Source organism: Frigoribacterium sp. 2-23 (assembly GCF_049601585.1).
GTDB lineage: Bacteria > Actinomycetota > Actinomycetes > Actinomycetales > Microbacteriaceae > Frigoribacterium.
Genome location: NZ_CP187126.1, coordinates 2,782,275 through 2,808,500, shown reverse-complemented (window position 1 = coordinate 2,808,500; position 26,226 = coordinate 2,782,275). Strand labels below are relative to the sequence as shown.

The window sequence follows — 26,226 nt, the reverse complement described above, 5'->3', positions numbered from 1 at the left end:
CCGCCCGAGACCGCTCCAAGGAGGCGCGGGTACCGTCACCCGCGGCGGTCACGGACGTGCCGCCACGGCACCGATCGGTCGCTCCCCGCGGCCGTGCGAGGAGTGGTTCGGATGAAGGTCGCGGTTCTCGGCACAGGGATCATGGGGCAGGGAGTCGCACGACACCTGGCCGACGACGGGCACGATGTCACGGCCTGGAACCGCACCCGTGAGAAGGCCGAGCCCCTGGCCGCCTCCGGCGTGACCATCGCCGACACGGCGGCCGACGCGGTCGCAGGCGCCGATGTCGTGCTGTCGATCCTGTTCGACGGGGACGCCGTCGAAGAGGTCCTCCGCGATGGCGCGTCAGGCATCGGCTCGGACGCGGTCTGGGTGCAGGCCAGCACGATCGGGGTCGCGGCCACGCAGCGCGTCGTCGACGTCGCCGCCGAACTCGGGGTCGACCTGGTCGAGGCCATGATGCTCGGCACGAAGAAGCCGGCCGCGACGGGTGCGCTCGTCATGCTCGCCGCCGGAGACGCCGACCTGATCGCCCGGGTGCAGCCGGTGCTCGACTCGATGGGCGCCAAGACCGTCACGGCGGGCCCGTCGGTGGGCGATGGCACGAAGCTCAAGCTCGCCGCCAACGCCTGGATCGCCTCCATCACAGCCGCGACCGCGCAGTCGATCGCGCTCGCCGAGGCGCTCGGGCTCAACCCGCAGCTCTTCCTGGACGCCATCGACGGCGGCCAGTCCGACACCCCGTACGCCCACGTCAAGGGCGCGTCGATGATCGCCGGCGACTACCCCGCGCAGTTCGCGCTCGACGGGTTGCGCAAGGACATCGGCCTCATGCTCGACGCCTCGGCCGGCACGGATTTCGACCCGACGCTGCTGCGATCGCTCGGTGCCGTGTACGGCGCCGCGAGCGATGCCGGCTTCGGCTCGGACGACATCGCGGCCGTGCGCACCGGTTTCCGCGGCACCGGTTCTCGAGACTGAGCGCGGCCCGTCCACACGACGTGTCGCGTTCGCGACATCCTGTCGCGCACGAACGCGACACGACGCCGCAAACGCGACACGACACGGGAATGCGCGACACCGCGCCGACGTTCGCACGACGGGTCCAGCCCCGAACACCCCCCGCTCGACCCCACCTCCCCGAGACGGCGCCCCCCGCACCGCCCCGCCGCACCACGAAAGGAACCACTCCGTGGATCTGTTCTCCCCCGCCTCCTTCGGCGATCTGCACCTGACCAACCGTGTCGTCATGGCCCCCCTCACGCGCACCCGCTCGGGTCAGGACGGTGTGCCCGGCGACGTCGTCGTCGAGTACTACCGGCAGCGCGCCTCCGTCGGCCTGATCGTGTCCGAGGGCACGTACCCGACGCACGAGTCCCGCTCGTACCCGGGTCAGCCCGGCATCGTCACGGACGAGCAGGTCGCCGCCTGGCGCCGCGTCGCCGACGCCGTGCACGAGCGCGGCGGTCAGATCGTCATGCAGATCATGCACGGAGGCCGTGTCTCGCACACCGAGATCACGGGCACCGACCGCATCGTGGCGCCGAGCGCCATCGCCATCGACGGGACCACCCACACCCCGAGCGGCAAGGTGCCGATGCCCGTGCCGCACGCCCTGACCACCGAGGAGGTGCGGGGCGTCACCGCCGCGTTCGTCACGGCGGCGACGCGCGTCGTGAACGAGGCCGGCTTCGACGGTGTCGAGTTGCACGCGGCGAACGGCTATCTGCTGCACGAGTTCCTGTCGCCCGTGTCGAACGTGCGCACGGACGAGTACGGCGGAAGCCCGGAGAACCGCGCCCGCGTCGTCATCGAGACGGCCGAGGCCGTCTCGGCCGCCATCGGCGCCTCCCGCGTCGGCATCCGGCTGTCGCCGATGCACAACATCCAGGACGTCGTCGAGACGGACATCGACGACGTCACCGCGACGTACGACGCCGTCGTCGACGGACTCGCGCCGCTCGGCATGGCCTACGTGAGCGTGCTGCACGCCGACCCGCGCAGTGAACTCGTGCAGCGCCTCCGTCGTCGTTTCGCAGGGCCCTTCCTCGTGAACTCGGGCTTCGGCGTCATGACGACCCGTGACGAGGCCCTCGCCATCGTGGCGGACGACGTCGCGGACGCCGTCGTCGTGGGCCGTCCCGCCCTCGCCAACCCCGACCTCGTCGAGCGCTGGGAGGCCGACCTCGAGCTCAACGAGCCCGACCCGTCGACGTTCTACGGCGACTCGGGTGTCGGCTACACCGACTACCCGACGCTGACGCGCGTCTGACGCCCTCGTCCTGAGGCACCACCACGAGCCGCGCCCGGTCTTGCACCGCGCGCGGCTCGTCCCGTTCGGGGGGATCGGACGGCGGCCTGTCTCTGGATATGATCCGTCAGCGGCACCTCACCCGACGGGGCCGGCAGAGGGGGTCAGCACGGTGGCGACAGGATTCGGACGAGCACAGGGCGACGACGTCGCCGCCCGGATCGCCGCGGCGCTGCCCGGCATCGAGATCGAGCAGCGACCGTCGGAGTACGCCGACGCCGACCAGGGCGCCGTACCCTCGATGCTGCGGCTCCGTCTCGGCGCGCGCGCCTTCCTCGACCTCGACGCGGGGTTGACCGGCTGGTTCGTCGTGCCGCTCCGGGCCGATGCGCTCGGTTCCACGCCCGTCGACGAGCGTCAGATCGAGATCCTCGGGGTCTCGGTGGTCGCCACCCCCGAGGCCGTCGCGGCTGCCGCCGTCCCGGCCGTCCGCCGCTGGGTGGACGTCTTCGGCCCGAGCGAGGCCGACGCCCCGTTCGCGCAGGGACTCGGTGCGTCGCAGCAGTTGCCGGTGCAGCAGCCGCAGCAGCCGCAGCAGCCGCAGCAGCAGTCGTTCCAGCCGCCGGTGCAGCAGCCGTTCGCTGGGCAGCCGCCGTTCCAGCCGTACGCCGGCCAGCCGTACCCGGGTCAGCAGCAGTACCCGGGCCAGCCGCAGTACCCCGGCCTGCCGTACCCGGCCCAGCAGTACGCCGGCCAGCAGCAATTCCCCTACCCGCAGGCCCAGTACGCGCCCTACCTGCCCGTCGCCCCCACGAAGAGCCGCACCTGGATCGTCGCCCTCGCCATCGGCGGCTCGGCCGTGGTGCTGATCGTCGCCGTCTTCGTGATCTTCGGCGCGGTCTGGATGGCGTCCCCGTCCGACCCGATCGCGCAGGGCTCCTACGCGCACGAGCCCGCCGCGACCGGCGACACCACGGCCGGAGCGCTCTACCTGGGTGCCTGTTTCGACTTCCCGGCCGACTCCGACATGGGAGTCGACGACGGCGGTCACGGTGACTCCTCCACCGAGGTCGCCACGCGCGACTGCGACGAGTACCACGACTTCGAGGTGTACAAGGTGGACCTGTACGACGCCGCGGACGGGGTGTACCCCGGCGACGACGACCTCGGCGAGCAGTCCTCCGACGTCTGCCTCGCCGCCTTCGAGCCCTACATCGGTACGGCGTGGGAGGACTCCGAGGTCGAGTACGGCTTCCTGTACCCGAGCAGGGCGAGCTGGCTCGAGGGAGACCGGGCGGCCGTCTGCTTCGCCTACCTCCCTACCTCCGACACGGACGAGAGCCTGCGGGGCTCCGGTCGCTGACCCGGTTCCGTCCGCAGCGGCCTGTCCGGGCCGCCCAGCCCGGGTATGCCAGAGTGTGATGTCATGAACATCGTCGAGTGGGTGACCGACTCCGTCGACTCGCTGCCCACGGCCCTGGTCTGGGCGCTCGGCGCTCTCTTCTCCTTCACCGAGTCGGGTCTCGGCCTCGGCTTCTTCGTGCCGGGCGAGACCATCGTGCTGCTGCTCGCGGCCACGTTCGACGACGCCTGGCAGGCCGCGCTGTTCTTCCTGTTCGTGGCCGTCGGCGGCTCGCTCGGCGATCACGTCGGGTATCTGCTCGGCCGCCGTTTCGGAGCGGGCTTCCGTGACACGAGGCTGATCCGCCGCCTCGGCGTCGACAACTGGGATCGTGCCGTGGCCGTCCTCGAACGTCGCGGCGCCGCCGCCGTGTTCCTCACCCGGCTCGTGCCCGTCATCCGCACGCTCACCCCGGCAGCGGCCGGCGTGGCACGCGTCCCTTACGCGCGGTTCCTGCCGGCCTCGTTCGGAGGCGCGCTCACCTGGGCAGCGGTCTACGTCGGCGTCGGGTTCCTACTCCGCTCGTCCCTCGACGCCGTGCAGAAATACCTCGGCACGGGCGGCACCGTCCTCTTCGTGGTCGTGGCCGGTGTCGCCGTGATCGTCCTCGTAGTCCGCGCCATCCGAAAGAAGAAGAACCCGCCGGAGGCGCAGGTCGAGTCCTCGACGACGCCTTCCGTCACCGAGGCTCCCGGCTCGGTCCCGGCCGGCGCCGCAAGCCCGACGCCGGCAGGCCCCGCACCCGCGGCCGGCTGGCTCGCCGGGCTGCGGTCGCGCCTGCTGACGGGACACCGCTGGGGGACGCCGATGACGGTCGTGACCCTGGTGCGCCTCCTCGTCCTGCCGGTCGTCGTCGTACTCGCGGCGGCCCAGCTGTACACCGCGACCGCCGTCGTGATCGGCATCGCGATCGTCGCCGATGTCGTCGACGGGGGAGTCGTGCGTCGCCTGCGTCGATCCGGGCACCCGAGTCCTCTCGCCACCTGGCTCGACCCGGTGCTCGACAGGGTCACCGTGCTGGTCGTGACCGTGGCGGCCGTGACGGCCGAGCTCGCTCCGTGGCAGATGATCGTGCTGATCGTCTCGCCCGACGTGCTGCTGGCCGTGGGCGCGATCGTCGCGTTCGGCGGCGACCCGCGCATCCGCGTCTGGTGGGCCGGTCGGGTGCGCACGGCCCTCCTGCTCGTCGGACTGCTGCTCGTGGTCGGGGGGTCGGCGATGCGGCTGGGCGGGTTCCCGGACGAGATCAAGGCCGTCGTCGGGACCGGCTTCGCGCTCTACCTGCTCGGCGTCGTGGGGCACTACGTCGCGGGCACCCACTACGCCCGCATCATGCTGCTGACCTGGCAGCACCGGGTCGCCTCCGCCACTCGGCCGGTGCGGCAGCCGCAGGCGCGCCCCTAGACTCAGGCATCGTGACGCTCTTCCACCGGCTCTTCAGACAAGACAACTGGAAGACGATCCCGAACGCCATCACCGCGTTGCGGTTCGTCCTGTTGCCGGTGTTCGTCGTGCTCATCGTCCAGCAGCACTACTGGTCGTCGATGGTCGTCATCGCCGTCGTCTTCTTCACCGATTTCCTGGACGGCTACATCGCGCGCCGCACGAACACGACGTCGGCACTCGGCGCCTGGCTCGATCCCGTTGCCGACCGCGTCACCGTGATCGTCGTCGTGGTGGCGTTCGTGCTCGGACACCTCGTGCCGTGGCCGGTGCTGGTCCTGTTGCTCGTCCCCGACGTCGTGCTGAGCACCATCGCGCTGATCGCCTTCGGCGGGGCGCCGTTCCACGTCACCTGGGTCGGCAAGTTCCGCACCGCGTTCATCTTCATCGGGCTGCTGCTCATCCTCGTGGGGGCGGCGCTGGTCGCCCAGTTCTCGTTCGATCACAACGCTCTCGGGTTCGGCTTCGGCGAGGGCCTCGAGAACATCGGGCACGTCGTGCTCTGGGTCGGGTTGATCGGGCACTACGTCGCGGGCGCCGTCTATGCGCTCGCCCTCGTCCGCGCGTGGCGTGCCGAGCGCGCCCCGCTCGCCTGACCCCGCTCGCCTGACCCCGCTCGCCTGACCCCGCTCGCCTGACCCCGCCCGGCGGAGGCGCGCCCCAGCCGAGGGGCCTACCGTCCTACGAATGACACGAATCACCACGCCCTTCGGGGCACACACCACGGCCGCCGAGATCGTCGACGGCGTCTCGCTCGACGGACGGCGCGCCATCGTCACCGGAGGCGCCTCCGGCCTCGGTGTCGAGACGGCCCGCGCCCTCGCGCTCGCCGGCGCCGATGTCACCCTCGCGGTCCGCGATACGGAGGCGGGCGATGAGGTCGCCGCCGACATCATCGCGACCACCGGCAACGAAGCCGTTCGCGCCTCCTACCTGGACCTCACGAAGCACGACACCCTCCGTGCGTTCGCGGCCGGCGTCGAGGGCCCGCTGCACATGCTGGTCGACAACGCCGGCGTGATGGCGACGCCGCTCACGCGAACCCCCGAGGGCTGGGAGCTCCAATTCGCCAACAACCACCTGGGGCACTTCGTGCTGGCGCGCGAGCTGCGGACGGCGCTCGCCCGAGGAGCCGAGGAGGCGGGGGTCCCGTCCCGGATCGTCTCCCTGTCGTCGACGGGTCACCACACCTCGCCCGTCGTCTTCGACGACATCATGTTCGAGCGTCGCGAGTACGACCCCTGGTCGGCCTACGGCCAGTCGAAGACGGCCAACGTGCTGTTCGCCGTCGGTGTCGAGAGCCGCTGGGGCTCGGACGGGATCGTGGCCAACGCCGTGCACCCCGGCGGCATCATGACCGCGCTGCAGCGCCACCTGCCGGCCGACGAACCGCTCAAGCGGGGCTGGATCGACGCCGAGGGCCGCCCGAACCCCCGGTTCAAGAACGTCGAGCAGGGAGCCGCGACGTCGGTGCTGCTCGCCGCGTCGCCGCTCGTCGAGGGCGTGACCGGTCGTTACTTCGAGGACGCCAACGAAGCCATCGCCTGGACCGAGGGCATGGAGGCCGCCGGCGTGAAGTCGTACGCACTCGACCCCGAGGCGGCGGACCGCCTCTGGACGTTGAGCGAGCAGCTCGTCGGCGCCTGAGCCGCCGCCGCAGCAACCGTCGCCGCTGCCGCAGCCGCCGCTGCCCGCACGACGAAAAACCCCGTTGCGGAAGATGAACCCCGGTCGAACCGGGTTCGTCTTCCGCAACGGGGTGCGGGACGGCTGCTGCTTACGCGCGGCGACCCGAGGTGCGCTTCGTGATGAAGCCCCAGATGACGAGCACGATGATCGCGCCGATGATGGCGATCAGCCAGCTCTGGATCGAGAAGAAGTCCTCGTAGCCGATGCCGAACGCGGCGCCAGCGATCCAGCCGCCGATGAGGGCGCCGATGACACCGAGCACGAGGGTGGCGATCCAGCCGCCGCCCTGCTTGCCGGGCAGGATCAGCTTGGCGATGGCGCCGGCGATGAGGCCGAGGAGGAGGAAGCCGAGAAAGCTCATGAGAGTGTCCTTACGTTGATGCGCTCGTGGCGCGGGTGATGCGGACCCGCATGGAGCCATGCGGGCAGGGAAGAGGGCCCAGACGGATCGGATCGACCAGACCAGGCCCTCGACGGAAATCTGCGGTGCTACTTGGAGTACTTGCGTGCCTTCTTGACCGCGGCCTTGCGGGCCTTGGTCACGTCCTTCTTGGCGTTCGCACGCGCCTTCTTCACCTTCGGGTCGTTCCAGAACGAGTTGAAGAAGTTCGAGATCTCTTTGTATCGACCGTGGCCGGCTTTGGCGCCGAGCGTGTAGGCGAGGAAAGCGATGATCGCGATGACGATGTACTTGAAGCGCATATGTCCTCCCGGTGGGACGTCTTGTTCCGATCTGGAACGGTAGTCGCCCGAGGCCGATCGCGTTACGAAGTCGTACCGACCGTGCCGGTCACGCCCCCGAAACACCCCCGCAACACCTGCCCTCTACCGTCGTCGCATGGGCGACCTCTTCGATGGATACGCGGGCACCGCCGGTCACGTCGACGCCGGGCCGGCCGCGTCGGCTCCGGCGTCGCGCCGTCGGGGACCGGCCGCGTGGGACGAGATGTTCGAGTCGCCGCGGGTCGCCCGCCGGGCCTACCGCGAGATCCACGCGACGCTCGAGGGCATGACGCAGGACGACCTCCGCGGTCGGACGGCGGCCCTCGCCGACTCGTACCTCGCGCAGGGCGTCACGTTCGACTTCGCCGGCGAGGAGCGGCCGTTCCCGCTCGACGCCGTGCCGCGGGTCGTCGAGCAGGACGAATGGCGGCAGGTCGAACGCGGCGTCGGCCAGCGGGTCAAGGCGCTCGAGGCCTTCCTCGCGGACGTCTACGGGCCGCAGCGCGCGGTCGCCGACGGGGTCATCCCGGCGAGTCTCATCACGTCGTCGAGTCACTTCCACCGGCAGGCCTCCGGCATCGACCCGGCCAACGGCGTCCGCATCCAGGTCTCCGGCATCGACCTCGTCCGAGACGAGGCGGGCGCCTGGCGGGTGCTCGAGGACAACGTGCGGGTGCCGAGCGGGGTCAGCTACGTGATCTCGAACCGGCGGGTCATGGCACAGACGCTGCCCGAGCTGTTCGTGTCGATGCGGGTGCGGCCCGTGGGTGATTATCCCAACCGCCTCCTCGCGGCCCTCAAGAAGAGCGCGCCCTCGGGGGTCGACGAGCCGACGGTCGTCGTGCTCACCCCGGGCGTCTTCAACAGCGCGTACTACGAGCACACGCTGCTGGCACGCCTGATGGGCGTCGAGCTGGTCGAGGGGCGCGACCTGTACTGCTCCGGCGGTCGGGTCTTCATGCGGACGACCGGCGGCCCCGAGCGGGTCGACGTGATCTACCGCCGGGTGGACGACGAGTTCCTCGACCCGCTGCAGTTCCGAGCCGACTCGGTGCTCGGCTCGCCGGGCCTGCTGATGGCCGCCCGGCTCGGCACGGTCACCATCGCGAACGCGGTCGGCAACGGCGTCGCCGACGACAAGCTCGTCTACACGTACCTGCCCGAGCTGATTCGGTACTACCTGGGCGAGGAGGCGCTGCTGCCGAACGTGCGGACCTGGCGTCTCGAAGACCCGGACGCCCTCGAGGAGGTCCTCGATCGGCTCGACGAACTCGTCGTGAAACCGGTCGACGGTTCCGGTGGCAAGGGGCTCGTCGTCGGGCCGGCCGCGAGCCGCAGCGAGCTCGACGACCTACGCACCCGGCTGATCGCCGACCCGCGGGGCTGGATCGCGCAGCCCGTCGTGCAACTGTCGACGATCCCGACGCTGGTCGCCGACGGCCTCCGCCCGCGGCACGCCGATCTACGGCCGTTCGCCGTACACGACGGCGACGACGTCTGGGTGCTGCCCGGCGGCCTGACCCGCGTCGCCCTGCCCGAAGGCCAGCTCGTCGTCAACAGCAGCCAGGGCGGCGGGTCGAAGGACACGTGGGTCGTGGGCGGCGACGTCAACGCATGGGCGGGTCACGACGTGAGCATGCTCGTCAGCGAGCAGACGACGCCGACCGCATCGATCCCGATCGTCGCGCCGCTCGCGTCGACCGATCACACCCCCGATCACGCGCCGCAGGACGACCCGCGCAACGACCAGCAGGCGCAGCAGCAGCAGATGCACGACGAGCAGGGAGCCCACGGATGCTGAGTCGGATCGCCGAGAGCCTGTTCTGGATCGGGCGCTACATCGAGAGGTCGGACGGTACCGCGCGCATCCTCGACGTGCACCTCCAGCTGCTCCTCGAGGACCCGTGGATCGACGAGGACACGGCCTGCCGCAGCCTGCTCGCCGTGATGGGCGGTGACGCCCCGGCGGACACGCCGCTCGTGCGGGCCGACGTGCTGTCGATGCTCGCCGTCGACCGGCACAACCCGGCGTCGATCGCGTACTCGCTCGGGGCCGCTCGCGAGAACGCCCGACGCGCGCGCGAGATCGTCTCGACCGAGCTGTGGGAGTGCCTCAACACCACCCGCGCCCGGATGCCACGCAAGGTCGCCGGCGACAAGGTGCACGAGTTCTTCGGCTGGGTGCGCGAGCGCAGCGCGCTGGCGGTCGGCATCATCGAGAGCGCCACGAGCCGCGACGAGGTCTGGCAGTTCTTCACGCTCGGCCGATCGATCGAGCGGGCCGACATGACGGCGCGACTGCTCGCGACGCGCACGCTGACGGAGGCGTCGGGGCCGTCCTGGACGACGATCCTGCGGTCGTGCGGGGCCTACGAGGCGTACCTGCGCACCTACCGCGGCGTGCCGAGCGCGCGCAACGCGGCGGAGTTCCTCCTGCTCGACCGGCTGTTCCCCCGGTCGGTGCTGTTCGCGATCAGTCGGGCGGAGTCGTGCCTGCGCGAGGTCGAGCCCGGCTCGCAGCGGGTGGCGTCGCCGGACGCGGGCGTGCGCATCCTCGGGCAGATCCGCAGCGAGCTCGAGTACCGCCCGATCGCCGAGATCCTCGACGACCTGCCGGCCCACATGGACTCGGTGCAGTCGGCGACGTCGGCCGCGTCGGAGGCGATCCGGCAGCGGTACTTCCCGACGAGCGCGGCGCCGACGTGGGTGGGGGAGCGGTCGTGAGCCGCCTGCGCATCCGGCACGTGACCGGGTTCTCGTACGCGGGCGAGGCCGTCGCGAGCTACAACGAGGCGCGCATGCTTCCGGCCCACGTCGAGGCGCAGTTCGTGCTGTCGTCGCACCTGCGCATCGAGCCCGTCGCCGCGTCGCACGAGTACGTCGACTACTGGGGCACCCGGGTGTCGTCGTTCGAGGTGCTCCTGCCGCATCGGCAGCTCTCGCTGACGGCGACGTCGCTCGTCGAGGTGCGGCCGCAGCAGCACCCGGCCGAGCACCTCGACTGGAGCGAACTCGGCGCCGTCGCGGGGCGGTCGGCCGAGTTCGTGGAGCACCTGGAGCAGACCCCGCTCACCGCGCCTCCGGAGGACCTGGTCGACGCGGCGCGCGAGGCCGCGGCCGGCGCGACGACGCCGTGCGCGGCCGCACTCGCGATCTGCGAGAACGTGGGAGGCGCGGTCGCGTACCTGCCGGGCGTCACGAACGTGAAGACCACGGCTGCGGAGTCGTGGCAGAAGCGCGCCGGCGTGTGCCAGGACATCGCGCACATCACGATCGGGGCCCTGCGCTCGATGGGTATCCCGGCGCGCTACGTCAGCGGCTACCTGCACCCCAAGCCGTCCGCCGAGCTGCGCGAGACCGTCACGGGCGAGTCGCACGCCTGGGTCGAGTTCTTCTGCGGCACCTGGCACGGGTACGACCCGACGAACCTCATCCCGATCGGCGAGCGGCACGTGATCGTCGGGCAGGGGCGCGACTATCGCGACGTGCCGCCGCTGCGCGGGGTGTACGCCGGGTCGTCGAACTCGAAGCTGTTCGTGACCGTGGAGATCACGCGCGAGGCGTGACGAGCGGGCACCCCCTGCTCATGAGGGGGACGACAGGGCCACGGTGCGTTAGCCCTCGGTCCGGGGGCTCGCTCACGGTGCAATTAGATCCGCTCTACCCTTGTTTAATACGTAGTACTTCGCGTATTAATTGAGAGGCAGTCTAAGGAGACTGACGGCCACGGCCGTTCAGCAGGGGCAGCTCGTGGCTTCGCCGAAAGTGGGGTAATCCATGAAAAGCACTGTGAAGGGCAAGTCAGTTCTGTCGATCCTCCTGGGTTTGCTACTCGTGGGGGTGGGGGTAGCCACTCCGGCATCCGCGGCTAGGTCTCTGTCGCGACCGCACGAGAAACGCCGCCCCAGCAGTCAGGCTTCACGACGAAACGCCTCTGCGTCTTCATTCCCAAGGCCGCTCTCCAGGCATATGCCTGGTATGTCATCGTGAAAGGTGGGGCGGCCACGACGTTGTCGCTCTTTCTCAACGTGAGTGTCGTCGGCATCCCGGCGGGTGCGGTTCTCGGGGCCATTGGCGTCGCGAAGGGCGTGACGGGAACGTTCCTACTCTGGTGGGTCGACAACCACTACAAATCGCGTACGGTCTGCGTCTGAGTTCGGTCATGAGTATCGACGTTCTCATTGCTCTCATCTTGACGACCGTGCTTTTTCCCTCCCTCGCGGTCCTCGGCATGGTGCTCAGGCATCGACGAGCTTCGCGAACGTCCCGTCGTCGCTGACTCAGGAGCTTGGGGCATGCCGTTGTGTTGAGGCCAATCGGCATGCCCCAATCGGGCGTGACCAGCCACGTCATCGGCCCTCGAGGGACGATGCGAGATCCCGATCGGCTACCCCCGCTTTTCAGATGCGATCGGTGCCTATCGGCTCCGATTGATATGACCCGTTGGGCGATAATCGTGGCCGACCACGACCCGAAGCGACACCTCGTCGGTGGTACAGGTCCCTAGGAGGGCGACGACAGGGCGACTGCCTGGGAGTCGGAAGCGAGGGGAGAGGGCTCGCGGACGGGCTCCGGCGTCGCATCGGGGAGGAACCGCCGCCGAGATGCGAGCAGGGGCGCCGGGGTCTGTTGCGGATTCTCGGGCTGCTCCTGTCGGCCGGCGACGGCGTCGACCACGGTCGCCAGCGCGACGACGACGCCGCCGACGACGAGCGCGAGGCCGAGCAGCCAGGAGACGGCCGCGGTGAAGTCGAACGACTCGACCGGTCGGCCTCGAAAGGGGAGGGCACCCGTCTCGGCTAGGCGGGCCGTGGCGACGACCATCACCGTGCCTCCGGCGATCGAGGTCCCGAGTGCGGTGTATCCACCGACGACTGCTCTGCTCATGGCGGTGCCTTTCGCCGACGAGTCCGTGGGGTCGGTCCGGCCCCGAAGGGCTCGCCATACCGGGATGCTAACCCCGGAGCCGCCGCCCTGTCTCGCCCCTGTGACCCCTGCGTCTCCTGTGACGAGTGAGTCGTCCGTCCCGTCCCCGAAACGAAGTGACCCGTTGGGTGCATGTTCGGCGCGAACATCGACAAGATAAGTCACTTCGATCGGAGGGGGCAGAGCCCTTCCCATCGATGTGTCGCGTTGGGTGCATGTTCGGCGCGAACATCGACCGGACGGGTCACTTCGTTTGGAGGGGGCAGAGCCCTTCCCATCGATGTGTCGCGTTGGGTGCATGTTCGGCGCGAACATCGACAGGACGGGTCACTTCGATCGGAGGGGGCAGAGCCCTTCCCATCGATGTGTCCCGTTGGGTGCATGTTCGGCGCGAACATCGACCGGACGGGTCACTTCGTTGCGAGGGGTGCCACGCCGTCGCCGTCGTGACTGACCGAGAAGCGGAACCGCGACTCGGCGACCCGGGCGACGCGCAGGTGCTGGCTGCGGATCAGCCAGGCGATGGCGATCGAGGCGGCCGCGAAGCCGGCGGCAGCGGCGACCCCGATGGCGTACCGCGGGCCGAACGTGTTCGCGACCCAGCCGACGATCGGGGCGCCGAGCGGCGTGCCACCGGTGAAGATCGCCATGTAGAGCGCCATGACGCGACCGCGCATCTCCGGTGCCGCCGAGAGCTGCACCGTGCCGTTGGCCGTCGTCATCAGCGTGATCGACGACAGGCCGACCGTGACGAGTACGGCGGCGAAGCTCCAGTACGTCGGCATGAGCGCCGCGACGGTGCAGGTCACGCCGAACGAGAGGGAGGCGAGGACGAGGATGCGCATGCGCGGTCGTTCCCGCCGGGCCGAGAGCAGGGCTCCCGCGAGCGAGCCGACGGCGATGCACGACGACAGCAGTCCGAATCCGCTCGCGTCGACGCCGAACTCGACGCTCGCCATGGTGGACGTGAAGATCGGGAAGTTCAGACCGAACGTGCCGATGATGAAGATCATCACGAAGATGACCATCAGGTCGGGCCGGGCCCTGACGTACCGGAACCCCTCGCGGATCTGCCCCTTCGCCCGGCTCACCTTCGGCTTGAGCTGCAACTGCGCGGTGCGGATGAACGTCAGCGACGTGAGCACGGCCAGGAACGACCCGGCGTTGATGATGAACACCCAGCCGCTGCCGACCGTGGCGATCAGCACGCCGGCGACGGCCGGGCCGATGAGGCGCGCGCCGTTGAACGACGCCGAGTTCAGCGACACGGCGTTCGAGAGGTGGGTGGGCGGGACGAGCTCCGACACGAAGCTCTGCCGGATGGGCGCGTCGATCGCGTTCGCCGTGCCGAGCAGCAGGGCGAAGCCCCAGACCATCCAGAGCGTCGCGATGTCCGTCAACACGAGGATGCCGAGGGCGAGGCCGAGCAGGCCCATGACGCCCTGGGTCAGCATGAGCATGCGGCGTCGGTCGAAGCGGTCGGCGATGAGCCCGGTGACCGGCACGAGCAGGATCGGCGGTGCGAACTGCAGCGCCATCGTGATGCCGACGGCGGTGGCGTCGTGGTCGGTCAGGTGGGTGAGGACGATCCAGTCCTGTGCCGTGGACTGCATCCACGTGCCGGTGTTCGAGACGAGCGCGCCGCCGAACCAGAGGCGGTAGTTGAAGAGCCCGAGGCTGCGGAACATCGCGCTCACGAGCGCGTCAGCTCTCGCAGGATCTCGGTCGCCTCGGCGAGGGTTCGGCGCTCGTCGACGGTGAGTCTCGCGAGGCGTGGCATCAGCCATTCATCGCGGCGCCTCCGGGTCTCGAGCACGAACGCGGTGCCGGCGTCGGTCGTCTCCAGCACGACCTTGCGGCCGTCCGCGGCGTCGGCGCAGCGCCGGACGAGCCCGGCGTCGACGAGCTTGCCGACCGTCCGGTTCATCGACGGGGGAGTGACGCCCTCGTGCTCGGTGAGTGCCCCGATCGTCAGCGGCTGGTTCTGCATGAGGTAGCCGAGCGCCGCCATCTGCGCGTCGCTCAGGCGGCTGTCGGCCTTCTGCTGACGCAGTCGGCGCGCCAGTCGCAGGACCGAGCCGCGCACGTCGGTCGCGAGCTGCGCGTGGGGGATCGCCCGCACGGGCGCGGTGGCCACGGAGGCGGTGGTGGCGGTCGTCGAGGAGGCGCTGGTGGGGTCTGACATCGCTGTCAGCCTAAGCATTTAGCTCGGCTAAGTAAATAGTCTGCGAGATAGTCGACAGTTGTCGTCTGGGTTGATCGGGCAGGCGTACAGTGCTGATTGGGCCGGAGACGAGCCCTCACACGAGAGAGAAAGAGGTGGCCGGGATGGCCAGGTTCGACAACAAGGTAGCGCTCGTCACGGGCGGCGGCAGCGGCATCGGTGCGGAGATCGCGCGCGAGTTGGCCGACGAGGGCGCATCCGTCGTCGTCACGGACATCAAGCTGGACGCCGCGCAGAAGGTCGTCGACGAGATCGTCGCCGCAGGCGGCACCGCGGCCGCGTTCGAGCAGAACACCGCGACCTGGCAGGACTCGGAGGCGGCCGTCGCGTTCGCCCAGGAGACCTACGGAGCCCTGCACCTCGCCGTCAACAACGCCGGTATCGGTGCCGCGCCGCAGACCATCGGCGACTACGACATCGCCGCCTGGGATCGCGTCCGCGCCGTCGACCTCGACGGCGTCTTCTACGGCCTGAAGTTCCAGCTGCCCGCGATCGTCGCGGCCGGCGGTGGCGCCGTCGTCAACATGTCGTCCGTGCTCGGCTCGGTCGGCCTCGCCCAGAACGCCGCCTACGTCACGAGCAAGCACGCCCTGGTCGGCCTGACCAAGGTCGCGGCCCTCGAGTACACCTCACAGGGCGTCCGCACCAACGCGGTCGGCCCCGGCTTCATCGACACCCCGCTCGTCCGCTCCAGCCTGTCCGCCGAGGCCCTCGCCGGCCTCGAGAGCGAGCACGCGAGCAAGCGCCTCGGCACCGACAAGGAGGTCGCCGCGCTGACGCTGTTCCTGCTGAGCGACGCTGCGTCGTTCATCTCGGGCAGCTACCACCTGGTCGACGGGGGCTACTCGGCTCACTGAGCCGCGCCTCCTCGGGGCCTGCGCGCCGCGCGTGACCTCCTCGGCCGCGCTACACCCCGTAGGCGGAGCTACACCCCCGACGTAGGGGGTGTAGCTCCGTGCAGGGGGTGTCGCTCGGCGGGGCGTGCCCCGCTCGCCACGATCTCGAGTGCGGTCAGGTCATCGCTCGAGATGCTGATCGACGTCACCTCACGCAGCCGGCAGTCGCGCGGCTCCTCGTGCCACGACCCGGTCGCGCTCGACGGCGACGAGGCCGTCCGGACGGCGATCAGCCCCGCGGGGTAGCCACCGTCGAACGTTCGCGCGATCAGGACCTACCTCGTCCTGAGCCCGACGAAACCGTCGATGCGATCCATGTCGTCGCCGTCGCGCTCGATGCGATAGATCGCAGGTGTCAGGAGGGCGCGTGTCAGCTCGGCGTGACTCTTCTTCTTCGTGCCCGTGGGACCGCTCCGTTTCCACCCGACGGGGTCTCCTCGGGCGCGCACGACGCCAGCGGGCCGCGTTTCGAGAGGTGGCACCCGTCGCGGGACGAAGCGGCCGCGGGACCCCGCAGCGTTTAGTCCCACGACGCGTGTCTCGCGTGCGGCGCGCCCCGCCCGGCGCGCGCCGGACGCCCCGCCCGGCGAGCGCCGCCGCGCTTCAGCGCCGCTTCAGCGCCGAGCCGCCAAGATGGGCCACGGGGCAGGGTGCCCGCCGAGAAGGGGAGCCGTCGTGCGCGTGCTGGTGGTCGACGATCAGGCGGCGCTCGCCGAGGGGCTCCGGGTCGGGCTCGAGGCCGAGGGTATGGCCGTCGACGTCGCCTCGAACGGGGTCGACGCGCTCTGGCGCACCCGCGAGGGCAGCTACGACGTGGTCGTGCTCGACATCATGCTGCCCGGCATGAGCGGCTACGCCGTCTGCCGCTCGATGCGCGGGGGAGGCGACTGGACGCCGGTGATCATGCTCACGGCGAAGGACGGCGATTGGGACCAGGTCGAGGCCCTCGACACCGGCGCCGACGACTACCTCACGAAGCCGTTCTCGTTCGCGGTGCTCTTGGCACGCCTCCGGGCCCTCGTGCGGCGCGGTGCCCGGGAGCGCCCCGTCGTGCTCGAGGCGGGAGACCTGCGGCTCGACCCCGCCGCGCGCCGGGTGTATCGGGGCGACCAGCCGGTCGAGCTCACGAGTCGCGAGTTCGCCGTGCTCGAGTTCCTGATGCGCAACGCGGGCCGCGTGGTCACGAAGCGCGAGGTGCTCGACGGCGTCTGGAACGACGATTTCGAGGGCGACCCCAACATCGTCGAGGTGTATGTGCGGCACCTCCGGAACAAGGTCGACCGTCCCTTCGGGCGCGAGTCGATCGTCACGATGCGCGGAGCCGGGTACCGCCTGGAGGCGCGGGGTGGCTGAGCGCACCGGTCACCGGCGATCGCCGTCCCTGCGCCTGCGGATCACCGTCGCCGCCGTGCTCGCGGTCGCCCTCACCCTGGGCGTCTTCACCCTCGTCTTCGCGCTCGTGCAACGGGCCGTCCTCGACGACGCCCCGCGCTCCGCGGCCGCCGCCGATGTCGCCCGGGCCGTGGCCGCGCTCGAGGGCGGATCGAGCGCAGCCGTCGCCGTGGCCGGGAAGACCGACGGCTCGCTCGTGCTCGTCGTGGACGAGACCGGTGCGGTGCTCGCGACCGGCGGCGACGTCGACCTGCGCGGGGCCGCGAGCAGCCTGGCCGCCACCGCGTCGGGGACGGGCGGGCAGGTGCGCCTCGACGACGAGGACTTCGTCGTCGTCCGGAGCGGGGCCGAGGTCGAGACGACCGTGACGTCGACCCCGGCGGTGCCGGAGCCGGTGCCGTCGACGACGGCCTCGGCGGGCGGCGGCTCGGAAGGCGGGTCGGGTGAGTCCGGTGACGACTCCGGGCGCTCGGGCTCGGGCTCGGGTTCGGGCCGCGACGCGGAGTCGGGCTCGGACGACGCGTCGCCCGCCCCGGCGTCGACGCCGTCCGTGGAGGTCAGCACCGTGACGACGCCGTACACCGTCGTGGCGGCGCGCTCCCTCGGGGAGGCGCGGGCCGCCTCCTCGGCCAGCCTCACGACCCTGGGCATCGCGGTGCCCGTCGCGCTCGTCGTCCTGGGGGTGACGACGTGGCTCGTGGTGGGCCGTGCCCTGCGGCCGGTCGAGTCGATGCGCCGGGACGTCGCCGACATCACGGCCGCGAGCCTCGGGAGGCGCCTACCCGAGCCTCCGGGCTCGGACGAGATCGCGCGACTCGCCCGCACGCTGAACGGCATGCTCGATCGGCTCGACGCCTCGGCCCGGGCGCAGCGGCGCTTCGTCGGCGACGCGTCGCACGAACTGAAGACACCGCTCGCGACGATCCGTCAGCACGCCGAGGTCGCGCTGCTGCACCCCGAGAGCATCGACGGCCGAGCGCTCGCCGGGACCGTGCTCGGCGAGGAGGCGCGGCTGACCGACCTGGTGCAGGGCCTGCTCGTGCTCGCCCGTGCCGACGAGGGGGCGCTCGGGGCGACGCGGCACGATGTCGACCTCGACGACCTCGTCGTCCAGGAGACGACGCGGGCGCGGGGCGACTCCGATCGCGTGGTCGATGCGGCGTCGGTCGGGCCGGCGCGGGTCAGCGGTGACGCAGGGCTGCTCGGTCAGGTCGTGCACAACCTCGTGGCGAACGCGACCCGCCACGCCGAGAGCCGCATCGCGATCGGTCTGCGCGACGACGGCGGGGTCGCCGTGCTGACCGTCGACGACGACGGTGCCGGAGTCGCCGATTCCGATCGGGAGCGCGTCTTCGAGCGCTTCGTCCGGCTCGACGAGGCCCGGGCCCGGGACGCCGGCGGCAGCGGGCTCGGGCTCGCGATCGTGCGCGAGATCATCCGGGTGCACGACGGGACGGTCTCGGTCGAGTCGTCTCCGCTCGGAGGCGCGCGGTTCGTCGTGCGGCTGCCGATCGGCCGCGGTTCCGGCGAGGGGCTCGGCGCGCGTCACTGAGGACGTGCGGCGCTGAGCGTGTGCGTCGCTGAGGGCGTGCGTCGCTGAACGCTTCTTCAGGGCGCTTCAGGTTCGCTTCAGTGCCCGCTCGCGAGGGTGATGTCATCGCCCGGCCAGACCGGGCCCGACGAACGGAGACATCGTGTTGACGACCAAGAAGAACCTGCTCATCGCCGGCGGTATCGCGGCCATCCTCGTGCTCGGCGGAGGCGGCGTCGCCCTGGCCGCGAACGGCGCGGACGACCGAGGAGGCGCGGCGCCCGTCCCCGCGACGACCCCGGTGATCACGGAGCCCGGAGACGACGGCGCGACCCCGAGCCCGACGGTCACGCCGAGCACGGAGCCGAACACGGTGCCGAGTGCGTCGCCGAGCGCGGCGCCCGGCTCGGGCTCGATCTCGACTCCCGCACCCGTTCCCAGCCCGGTCACGACGCCGATCGCCGAGCCGGCTCCGGGTGCCACGGTCGTGCCCCGGGGCGAGGACGACCACGGCGGCGACCGGACGCGCGCCGACGGCGGCACGGATGACAGCGCGCACCACGCGAGCGAGCCGTCCGACGACCACGGCCGCGGCCGGCACTGAGGCCCGGTGACGCGTGCCCGCAGCCGGTCTCGGGGTGGCGACCCGCGCCTCCGGACGGTCTCGGGCCCGCGTCGCACCGCTCGCGGGACGAGGCAGGCCGGGGACCGGCCGTGTCTCGTCCCGCGACGGGTGTTTCGACGGTGTCGCGGTCAGGCCGAGGCGGCGGCGCCCGGTGTCCGGCCGGCGGCGGCGCGCGCCCGGGCCGTGTCGCTGTGCGGCCCGACCGGCACCGACCGGGTCGCCTGGGCGAGCCCGGAGGCGGGCATGCCGACGTACATGCTCTCGGCCCGCTCGACCGCGAACGTCTCGTGCCAGATGCCGACCGCGCCGGGAGCCTTGCGCGCGCGGCGGTTGAACGCCGTCCAGGCGGGCCGGTGCTGCTGCTGAGGGGCGCTGGCGTAGGCGTAGAGCTTCTCGAGCGAGGTCCAGTACTGGACGAGGACGGGACCGCCGCGACCGATCGTCATGCGCATGCCGGCGAGTCCGCTGTCGCGGTCGCGGAACAGCTCGGTCAGCATCGGGCCCATCGCGGCGAACACCGGCAGCCAGAGGTCGGGGCGCCACCAGTGGTTCACCCGCATCCCGATCAGGAAGACGACGAGTTCGCCGTCGTACTCGTGCGTGGTGCGACCCGGGTTGACGTGCGACATGGCGACTCCTTAGATGGATAGTGCTGCTCTCCATTATTGGAGAGTTTCACTATCCAATGTCAAGGGGCTCTTCGTGCGCATCTCCCAGCTCGCCGAGACGACCGGCGTCCCGGTCGCGACGATCAAGTACTACCTGCGTGAGGGCCTCGTGCCCGAGGGGGAGCGCACGAACGCGACCCAGGCGCGGTACGGCGAGGAGCACGTGCAGCGATTGCGACTCATCCGGGCCCTCCTCACGGCGGGCGGACTCAGCATCGCGGCGGCGCGCGATGTGCTCCGGCATCTCGAAGCCCCGCACGACTCCGTGGGCGAGGTGCTCAGTGTCGCCCAGGCATCCGTCACGCCGGCGGCGCCCGAGGGCATCGACCTGAGTCGCGCCCGCGCGGTCGTCGACGGCCTCGGCTGGCAGATCGACCCGGATGCCGTCGACGCCCTCGCCTCGCTGGAGGCGGCGATCGACGGGCTCGAGGCTGCCGGGTTCGAGCTGCCCGAGGGGGCACTCGACGGGTACGCCGAGGCGATGGCGACGGTCGCCCAGGCCGAGATCGACGGCATCCCGGCCGATTCGGTCGAGGCCGCGGTGCACTACGTCGTGCTCGGCACCGTGCTCGTCGAGCCGCTGCTGCTCGCGCTGCGGCGCCTGGCCCAGCAGGACGCCTCCTGGCGGCGCTTCGGGGGCTGACGCCGCGCCTCCTGGGTCGTTCGCGTCGCTACACCCCTTTCGCGTCGCTACACCCCCGGTGTACGGGGTGTAGCTGCGCGTTGGGGGTGTAGCGCGCACCTCACTGCTCGAGGTGCGCGTAATCGGGCAGGTCGATCGCTTCGGCGGGCGGTGTGAAGAGCCGGCCGCCGACCGCCTTCACGACCGGTAGCGACGCGAGTCGGAGGGCGAGGCCGAACGCGGCGACACCCGGCCGCGACACCGGGTTCGCGAGGCGAGGCGTGCCCGGCGGGAGTTGCTGCGCCCGATCGACGTAGGGGCGCATGATGCGTTCGTAGCCGCGGAAGGCGTCCCGGTGATCGACGTGCGCGGCGATCTCGCCGGCGAGGACGTAGGCGCCGGCCAGCGAGAGACTCGTGCCCATGCCGCTGACGGGAGACGCGCAGTAGGCGGCGTCGCCGACGAGGGCGACGCGACCCGAGCTCCATCGCGGTGCCCGCACCTGGGCGATCGACTCGAAGTACAGGTCGTCGGCCTGGTCGAAGGCGTCGAGGACGCGATCGACCTCCCACCCGGCGCCGGCGAAGACCTGCCGCAGGCGGGCCCGCTGCTCGTCGGGCGAGCGGCGGGTGTCGTCAGGGCTCTGCGGCTCGCGCGATGTGACCACCGACAGGGCCGCACGGATCGTGCCGTGCGGGTCGGGCCGCAGCGTCAGCGACCGCCCGCCGGGAGCGCTGTACCAGCGCCACCAGTCGTCGTCCGACGCCGTGCGCGGGATGGTCGCCCAGGACGTCTCGAGGCCGAGGGGACGGATGTCGGGCTCGTCGCCGAAGACGAGACGGCGGGTGGTCGAGCGGAGGCCATCCGCGGCCACGACGAGGTCGAACGCCTCGTCCGGCGCGTGCTCGAACGAGGCCGTGACCTGGCCGGTGCCGGTGCCCGTGCCCGAGCCGGTGCCGGTGCCCGGGGCCGCGGCGTCGTCGGTCAGGGCGGTGATGCGGTCGCCGAAGCGGTACTCGGTGGTGTCGGCGGTCCGGTCGACGAGCAGCGCGGCCAGGTCGCCGCGCAGGATCTCGAGTTCTGCCGTCGCGCCACCGGAGTCGGACGTGCCGGCCGGGAACTCGGCCGTGGTGCGACCGTCGCGACCGACGAACCGGGTGCCGACCTCGCCGGTCGTGGCCGTGCGGATGTCGGACTCGATGCCCATTCGCCGGGCCACCTCGCGCCCGGCACCGCGGACGTCGACGTTCTGCCCGCCGGTCCGCAACGTCTCGGCCCGTTCGACGATCATGGTGTCCCAGCCGTAGCGGTGCAGCCAGAAGGCCAGGGCGGGTCCGGCGATGCTGGCGCCCGAGATGAGCGCGCGGGGTCGAGCCATGACGGCCTCCAAAGTAATCAACGAGATTGGCAATCTACACGACTATGCTGTCGGTGTGTCAGATGTGGATTCACGGACGGGCGACCGGGCCGAGCAGGAGCACCGAGACGACCGGAAGCGCGCCCGCCGTGACGGTCGCGCGCTCCCGGACGACGACCTCCGATCACGGGTGCAGCAGATCGCCGTCCGGCAGGAGTCGTTCGAGCGCTACCTGACGCGCGAGCTGGCCGTCGACGTCCACGGCCTCCGCGCGATGGACCACCTCCTCACGTCCGGGCCGACGACACCGACCCGGCTCGCCGAACGGCTGGGCATCTCGACGGCGGCCCTGTCGTTGGTGACCCAGCGACTCGAGGCCGCCGGTCACGTCACCAAGGCCCGACACCCGCAGGACGGGCGCAAGATCGTCGTCACGCCCGCCTCGGCCTCGGCGGCCCGAGCGGAAGAGCTGGTCGCGCCCCTCATCGAGGGCGTCGGACGGTTGATCGCCGACATGAGCGTCGACGAGCAGCGCGTCGTGCAGTCCTTCCTCGACCGGCTGCTCGGTGTCTACGACGACGTGACGCCCTGAGGAGGCGCGGGTCGGCGACCGCGCGCCGGTCGCAGTGGAAGAATCGGGCCATGCCCACCTTCTCTGCCGCCCGCGGCGATTTCGAGTTCGTCGACGCGCACGGGGTCACCGTGCACTACTACGTCTGGCGTGCCGGCAGCCCCCGCGGCGTCGTGCAGATCGCGCACGGCGTCGGCGAGCACGCCCTGCGCTATGACGAGCTCGCCCAGCGACTCGTGCACGCCGGCTACACGGTCTACGCCGACGACCACCGTGGGCACGGTGCCACCGGGCTCGGTCAGTGGGGCGGCGACCACACGAAACTCGGGAGGCTCGGTGTCGGTGGGCTGCGCGCCGCCGAGGACGCGGTCGTCCAGTTGACGGGCATCGCCCGCGACGAGAACCCGACGCTGCCGCTCGTGATGCTCGGGCACTCGTGGGGCTCGCTCATGGTGCAGCGCCTGGTCGACCGGCAGGCGTCCCTGTTCGACGCGGTCGTGCTGAGCGGCACCGTCTACCGGATGCCCGGCAGCATGAACGGCGGCGACCTGAACGCCCGGCACAAGCACCTCGGCACGACGGGCTACGAGTGGCTCAGTCGTGACCAGTCCGTCGCCGCCGAGGCCGCGGCCGATCCGCTCATGGTCGACGCGAAGGTCGCCCAGCTGTTCGGCTACCGCGACGCCGTGCGCCTGTTCGGCCGGCCGGCGGCGTCGCTCGACCGCGATGTCCCCGTGCTCATCCTGGTCGGCTCGGACGACCCGCTCGGCGGAGAGGAGAGCGCCGAGAAGCTCGCGACGGCCTACATCAACCGCAGCGGACTCACCGACGTCGAGCTCATCGCGTACCAGGGCGCCCGGCACGAGGTCTTCAAGGAGACGAACCGAGAGCAGGTCTTCGCCGACCTGATCGAGTGGCTCGACTCGCACGTCGACGCGGTGCCCGAAGGAGGCACGCCCGCCGTCAGCGGCGACGTCTAGGCTGACGGGCATGCACGGTGAGTACAAGGTTCCGGGTGGCAAGCTCGTCGTCGTCGACCTGGAGGTGCGCGAGGGTCGCATCGACGGGTTCCGACTCGCAGGCGACTTCTTCCTCGAGCCGGACACGGCGCTCGAGGCCATCGACGGCGCCGTCAACGGCTTGAGCGCCGACGCCGATTCGACCACGATCGCCGCGGCGATCCGCGCCGGATTGCCCGCCGACGCCCAGCTGCTCGGCTTCACGCCCGAGGCGATCGCCGTGGCGATTCGTCGCTCGCTGTCGCGGGCCACCGACTGGCGCGACTACGATTGGCAGATCATCCACGACGGCCCGGTCTCACCGAACATGCACCTCGCCCTCGACCAGGTGCTGACCGAAGAGGTTGGCGCCGGCCGCCGCGGTCCGACCTTGCGCTTCTGGGAGTGGAACAGCCCCGCGGTCGTGATCGGCAGCTTCCAGTCGCTCCGCAACGAGGTCGACATGGAGAACGCCGACAAGTTCGGCTTCGAGGTGGTCCGGCGCGTCAGCGGCGGTGGCGCGATGTTCATGGACGCGCAGTCGATCGTCACGTACTCGCTCTACGCGCCGGGTGACCTCGTGCAGGGCATGAGCTTCGCCGACTCGTACGCCTACCTCGACGAATGGGTCATCACGGCGCTGAAGTCGCTAGGCATCGACGCGTTCTACCAGCCGCTCAACGACATCACGAGCGCCAAGGGCAAGATCGGCGGGGCCGCGCAGAAGCGGCTCGGCAACGGCGCCCTGCTGCACCACGCCACGATGTCGTACGACATGGACGGCGAGAAGATGGTCCAGGTGCTGCGCATCGGCCGCGAGAAGATGAGCGACAAGGGCACGACGAGCGCCGCGAAGCGCGTCGACCCGCTGCGCAGTCAGACCGGCCTGCCGCGCGCCGAGATCATCGAGAAGATGAAGCAGACGTTCACGTCGCTGTACGGTGCAACGCCCGGCACGGTGAGCGCCGACGAGCTCGAGAAGGCGGAGGCGCTCGTCGAGTCGAAGTTCGCGACGCCGGAGTGGCTGCGCCGGGTCCCGTAGGGCGGGCCGCGGCCGTCCTGTCGCGTTCGCGGCGTCGTGTCGTGTTCGAACCGCACAGGACGCCTCGAACGCGACGCGACACCGGCGCCGACACAGCCAGCGTTCGCCAGCTGTTCATCCGCGTGGCTGAGGGAACTCGGAGAGCCTCGGGTTACGGTGGCCGCGTGGAGTTGTGGATCTGGGGGATCATCGTCGTCGGCGGAATCGGAGCGCTCTGGCTGGCCCAGCGCATCGGACTGATCGACCTGTCCGACAAGAGCCGACGGGGTGGGTCGAGCTCGGCGATGGGCATCGGCGACGAGATCTTCGCGCCCACGCGGCACGAGGCGCAGATCGAGCTCGACCGTCAGACGGTTCTCCCCGCACCTGCCCCGCTCCCGGGCGACGGCGACGGAGCGGACGGCCGCCAGCGCATCGCCGAGGGCGAGCGCCGCGTCAGCATCAGCGTCGGCGGAGACCGCTGAGCTCGAGAGCCTCAGGCGTGGCGGAGCGTCGCGGACGTCCCCGACCTCAGCGCGTCAGCAGCTCGCGATAGTCCGTGTTGTCGTCGATGAAGTCGACCACGAACGGACAGAGCGGGACGACCCGTAGGTCGGAGCTCTCGCGGACGTCGTCGAGCGCACCGCGCACCAGCTGGGCGCCGAGCCCGTTCGAGCGCCGACTCGGCTCGATCTCGGTGTGGGTGAAACGGATCTCGTGGCCGACGATCTCGTAGGCCGCGAAGCCCACGGTCTCGTCGCCGTCCACGAGGGCGTACTGGTTCTGGTTCGGTCGGTTCTCGACGGAGGCGGACATGGCGTCACCCTACGCGCGCCGTCTCGACCCCGCCCCCTGACCGACTTCACCAACGATGTGTCGCGTCCGGTCGATGTTCTCGTCGAACATCGGCCCGACGTGACACATCGTTGAGAGAAGGGAACCGAAGGAGGCGCGTGGCGGGGAGCGAGGCGACGACACGACAGAATGGGGACGTGCCGATCGACTGGACCCCCGCCTCCTCGAGTGTGGTCGCCCTCGGCGACAACCTCGACGTGACGACCGGTCTGCCCGACGGTGCGTTCACGCTCGTCTATCTCGATCCGCCGTTCAACACCGGTCGCAGTCAGACGCGTCGCTCGACGACGTCGGTGCGGAGTGCCGCCGACTCGGTCACGGCGGTGACGGGCTTCAAGGGGCGGCAGTACGAGCGCATCCGCGGAGACCTGATGCGGTACGACGACCGGTTCGACGACTACTGGTCGTTTCTCGAGCCACGGCTCGCCGAGGCCTGGCGTCTGCTGGCGGACGACGGCACGCTGTACCTGCACCTCGACTATCGCGAGGCGCACTACGCGAAGGTGCTGCTCGACGCGCTGTTCGGGCGCGAGTCGTTCTTGAACGAGATCATCTGGGCCTACGACTACGGGGCGAAGAGCCGCAATCGTTGGCCGACGAAGCACGACACGATCCTGGTCTACGTGAAGGACCCGGCTTCGTACCACTTCGACTCCGAGACCGTCGATCGCGAGCCGTACATGGCGCCGGGGCTCGTCACGCCCGAGAAGGTCGCGCGCGGCAAACTGCCGACCGATGTCTGGTGGCACACGATCGTCTCGCCGACCGGCCGGGAGAAGACCGGCTACCCGACCCAGAAGCCCGAGGGTGTGCTGCGGCGCATCGTGCAGGCGTCCAGCCGCGAAGGCGACTGGGTGCTCGACTTCTTTGCGGGCAGCGGGACGACCGGGGCCGTCGCCCAGGCACTCGGCCGCCGCTTCGTGCTCGTCGACCAGAACCCCGAGGCCGTCGAGGTCATGCGGGGGCGGTTGCCCGAGGCGCGGTTCGTCGAGGTGCCGCCCGACGAAAAAACCTCGTTCTGACCAATGAACC

27 protein-coding genes are annotated in these 26,226 nt (G+C 70.8%); 19 read left to right on the top strand and 8 right to left on the bottom strand.

The window, feature by feature from the left end:
• Positions 1–111: 111 nt before the first annotated feature.
• The 6 genes from ACPEEZ_RS13290 to ACPEEZ_RS13265 all read left to right on the top strand — a co-directional run bounded on the left by ACPEEZ_RS13290 (position 112) and on the right by ACPEEZ_RS13265 (position 6,743).
• Entirely contained in the window at positions 112–981 is an 870-nt protein-coding gene (locus ACPEEZ_RS13290) for an NAD(P)-dependent oxidoreductase (RefSeq protein ID WP_423919951.1), read from the top strand.
• Between the two features lie 211 nt (positions 982–1,192).
• On the top strand, positions 1,193–2,272 hold the full coding sequence (locus ACPEEZ_RS13285) for an alkene reductase (RefSeq protein WP_423919948.1): 1,080 nt from the start codon (positions 1,193–1,195) through the stop codon (positions 2,270–2,272).
• Positions 2,273–2,423: 151 nt separating this feature from the next.
• Positions 2,424–3,614 (top strand): septum formation family protein, encoded by a 1,191-nt coding sequence (locus ACPEEZ_RS13280; RefSeq protein ID WP_423919945.1) that lies wholly within the window; start codon positions 2,424–2,426, stop codon positions 3,612–3,614.
• Positions 3,615–3,677: 63 nt separating this feature from the next.
• Positions 3,678–5,057, top strand: a complete 1,380-nt coding sequence (locus ACPEEZ_RS13275) for a DedA family protein (RefSeq protein ID WP_423919942.1) — start codon at positions 3,678–3,680, stop codon at positions 5,055–5,057.
• An 11-nt stretch (positions 5,058–5,068) separates the two neighbouring features.
• Positions 5,069–5,692: a CDP-alcohol phosphatidyltransferase family protein gene (locus tag ACPEEZ_RS13270; RefSeq protein WP_423919939.1), complete on the top strand. Its 624-nt coding sequence runs from the start codon at positions 5,069–5,071 to the stop codon at positions 5,690–5,692.
• Between the two features lie 91 nt (positions 5,693–5,783).
• Positions 5,784–6,743, top strand: a complete 960-nt coding sequence (locus tag ACPEEZ_RS13265; protein WP_423919937.1) for an SDR family NAD(P)-dependent oxidoreductase — start codon at positions 5,784–5,786, stop codon at positions 6,741–6,743.
• A gap of 130 nt (positions 6,744–6,873) precedes the next feature.
• On the opposite strand, the gene ACPEEZ_RS13260 is transcribed toward ACPEEZ_RS13265, so the two are convergent.
• Positions 6,874–7,146 (bottom strand): GlsB/YeaQ/YmgE family stress response membrane protein, encoded by a 273-nt coding sequence (locus ACPEEZ_RS13260; RefSeq protein WP_423919934.1) that lies wholly within the window; start codon positions 7,144–7,146, stop codon positions 6,874–6,876.
• A gap of 128 nt (positions 7,147–7,274) precedes the next feature.
• On the bottom strand, positions 7,275–7,487 hold the full coding sequence (locus tag ACPEEZ_RS13255; protein ID WP_423919932.1) for a hypothetical protein: 213 nt from the start codon (positions 7,485–7,487) through the stop codon (positions 7,275–7,277).
• Between the two features lie 136 nt (positions 7,488–7,623).
• Here ACPEEZ_RS13255 and ACPEEZ_RS13250 point away from each other — a divergent pair, with 136 nt between their 5' ends.
• Genes ACPEEZ_RS13250 through ACPEEZ_RS13240 form a run of 3 tightly spaced genes read left to right on the top strand, consistent with a single transcriptional unit; the run spans position 7,624 to position 11,074 of the window.
• Entirely contained in the window at positions 7,624–9,309 is a 1,686-nt protein-coding gene (locus ACPEEZ_RS13250; RefSeq protein WP_423919929.1) for a circularly permuted type 2 ATP-grasp protein, read from the top strand.
• Positions 9,303–10,232: an alpha-E domain-containing protein gene (locus ACPEEZ_RS13245; RefSeq protein WP_423919926.1), complete on the top strand. Its 930-nt coding sequence runs from the start codon at positions 9,303–9,305 to the stop codon at positions 10,230–10,232. Before ACPEEZ_RS13250 ends, ACPEEZ_RS13245 begins: the two co-directional genes overlap by 7 nt.
• Positions 10,229–11,074 (top strand): transglutaminase family protein, encoded by an 846-nt coding sequence (locus ACPEEZ_RS13240; protein WP_423919923.1) that lies wholly within the window; start codon positions 10,229–10,231, stop codon positions 11,072–11,074. Before ACPEEZ_RS13245 ends, ACPEEZ_RS13240 begins: the two co-directional genes overlap by 4 nt.
• 937 nt (positions 11,075–12,011) lie before the next feature.
• Here ACPEEZ_RS13240 and ACPEEZ_RS13235 read toward each other — a convergent pair.
• The 3 genes from ACPEEZ_RS13235 to ACPEEZ_RS13225 form a co-directional block, all read right to left on the bottom strand.
• A complete protein-coding gene (locus tag ACPEEZ_RS13235; protein WP_423919920.1) occupies positions 12,012–12,395 on the bottom strand; it encodes a hypothetical protein in 384 nt (127 codons plus the stop codon).
• Between the two features lie 449 nt (positions 12,396–12,844).
• The gene (locus tag ACPEEZ_RS13230; protein WP_423919918.1) at positions 12,845–14,131 is read right to left on the bottom strand and encodes an MFS transporter; all 1,287 of its coding nucleotides are present in this window, start codon (positions 14,129–14,131) and stop codon (positions 12,845–12,847) included.
• The gene (locus ACPEEZ_RS13225; RefSeq protein WP_423919915.1) at positions 14,128–14,619 is read right to left on the bottom strand and encodes a MarR family winged helix-turn-helix transcriptional regulator; all 492 of its coding nucleotides are present in this window, start codon (positions 14,617–14,619) and stop codon (positions 14,128–14,130) included. The genes ACPEEZ_RS13230 and ACPEEZ_RS13225 overlap by 4 nt, the downstream gene beginning before the upstream one ends.
• A 143-nt stretch (positions 14,620–14,762) precedes the next feature.
• Between ACPEEZ_RS13225 and ACPEEZ_RS13220 the strand changes: the two genes are divergently transcribed.
• The 4 genes from ACPEEZ_RS13220 (at position 14,763) to ACPEEZ_RS13205 (ending at position 19,081) form a co-directional block, all read left to right on the top strand.
• On the top strand, positions 14,763–15,515 hold the full coding sequence (locus tag ACPEEZ_RS13220) for an SDR family NAD(P)-dependent oxidoreductase (RefSeq protein WP_423919913.1): 753 nt from the start codon (positions 14,763–14,765) through the stop codon (positions 15,513–15,515).
• Positions 15,516–16,229: 714 nt separating this feature from the next.
• Positions 16,230–16,907 (top strand): response regulator transcription factor, encoded by a 678-nt coding sequence (locus tag ACPEEZ_RS13215; protein ID WP_423919910.1) that lies wholly within the window; start codon positions 16,230–16,232, stop codon positions 16,905–16,907.
• Entirely contained in the window at positions 16,900–18,498 is a 1,599-nt protein-coding gene (locus ACPEEZ_RS13210; RefSeq protein ID WP_423919907.1) for a sensor histidine kinase, read from the top strand. Before ACPEEZ_RS13215 ends, ACPEEZ_RS13210 begins: the two co-directional genes overlap by 8 nt.
• A 142-nt stretch (positions 18,499–18,640) precedes the next feature.
• Positions 18,641–19,081, top strand: coding sequence for a hypothetical protein (locus ACPEEZ_RS13205; RefSeq protein ID WP_423919904.1), 441 nt, complete (start codon positions 18,641–18,643; stop codon positions 19,079–19,081).
• Between the two features lie 149 nt (positions 19,082–19,230).
• Here ACPEEZ_RS13205 and ACPEEZ_RS13200 read toward each other — a convergent pair whose 3' ends face one another.
• Positions 19,231–19,731 (bottom strand): DUF4188 domain-containing protein, encoded by a 501-nt coding sequence (locus tag ACPEEZ_RS13200; protein WP_423919901.1) that lies wholly within the window; start codon positions 19,729–19,731, stop codon positions 19,231–19,233.
• A gap of 73 nt (positions 19,732–19,804) precedes the next feature.
• Here ACPEEZ_RS13200 and ACPEEZ_RS13195 point away from each other — a divergent pair, with 73 nt between their 5' ends.
• Positions 19,805–20,413, top strand: a complete 609-nt coding sequence (locus ACPEEZ_RS13195; protein WP_423919899.1) for a MerR family transcriptional regulator — start codon at positions 19,805–19,807, stop codon at positions 20,411–20,413.
• Between the two features lie 100 nt (positions 20,414–20,513).
• Here ACPEEZ_RS13195 and ACPEEZ_RS13190 read toward each other — a convergent pair whose 3' ends face one another.
• Positions 20,514–21,770 carry an FAD-dependent monooxygenase gene (locus ACPEEZ_RS13190; protein WP_423919897.1) on the bottom strand — a complete coding sequence of 419 codons (1,257 nt, stop codon included), beginning with the start codon at positions 21,768–21,770 and terminating at the stop codon, positions 20,514–20,516.
• A gap of 55 nt (positions 21,771–21,825) precedes the next feature.
• Between ACPEEZ_RS13190 and ACPEEZ_RS13185 the strand changes: the two genes are divergently transcribed.
• The 4 genes from ACPEEZ_RS13185 (at position 21,826) to ACPEEZ_RS13170 (ending at position 24,824) form a co-directional block, all read left to right on the top strand.
• Positions 21,826–22,341, top strand: coding sequence for a MarR family winged helix-turn-helix transcriptional regulator (locus ACPEEZ_RS13185; protein WP_423919894.1), 516 nt, complete (start codon positions 21,826–21,828; stop codon positions 22,339–22,341).
• Between the two features lie 50 nt (positions 22,342–22,391).
• A complete protein-coding gene (locus tag ACPEEZ_RS13180) occupies positions 22,392–23,300 on the top strand; it encodes an alpha/beta fold hydrolase (RefSeq protein ID WP_423919892.1) in 909 nt (302 codons plus the stop codon).
• Positions 23,301–23,310: 10 nt separating this feature from the next.
• Complete coding sequence (locus tag ACPEEZ_RS13175) at positions 23,311–24,360, top strand: lipoate--protein ligase family protein (protein WP_423919889.1); 1,050 nt, start codon at positions 23,311–23,313, stop codon at positions 24,358–24,360.
• Between the two features lie 164 nt (positions 24,361–24,524).
• Positions 24,525–24,824, top strand: a complete 300-nt coding sequence (locus tag ACPEEZ_RS13170; protein ID WP_423919887.1) for a hypothetical protein — start codon at positions 24,525–24,527, stop codon at positions 24,822–24,824.
• Between the two features lie 46 nt (positions 24,825–24,870).
• Here the strand turns inward: ACPEEZ_RS13170 and ACPEEZ_RS13165 are convergent, their stop codons facing one another.
• Entirely contained in the window at positions 24,871–25,155 is a 285-nt protein-coding gene (locus tag ACPEEZ_RS13165) for a GNAT family N-acetyltransferase (protein WP_423919884.1), read from the bottom strand.
• A gap of 176 nt (positions 25,156–25,331) precedes the next feature.
• Between ACPEEZ_RS13165 and ACPEEZ_RS13160 the strand changes: the two genes are divergently transcribed.
• Positions 25,332–26,216: a DNA-methyltransferase gene (locus tag ACPEEZ_RS13160; protein WP_423919881.1), complete on the top strand. Its 885-nt coding sequence runs from the start codon at positions 25,332–25,334 to the stop codon at positions 26,214–26,216.
• The last annotated feature ends 10 nt before the right edge of the window (positions 26,217–26,226 follow it).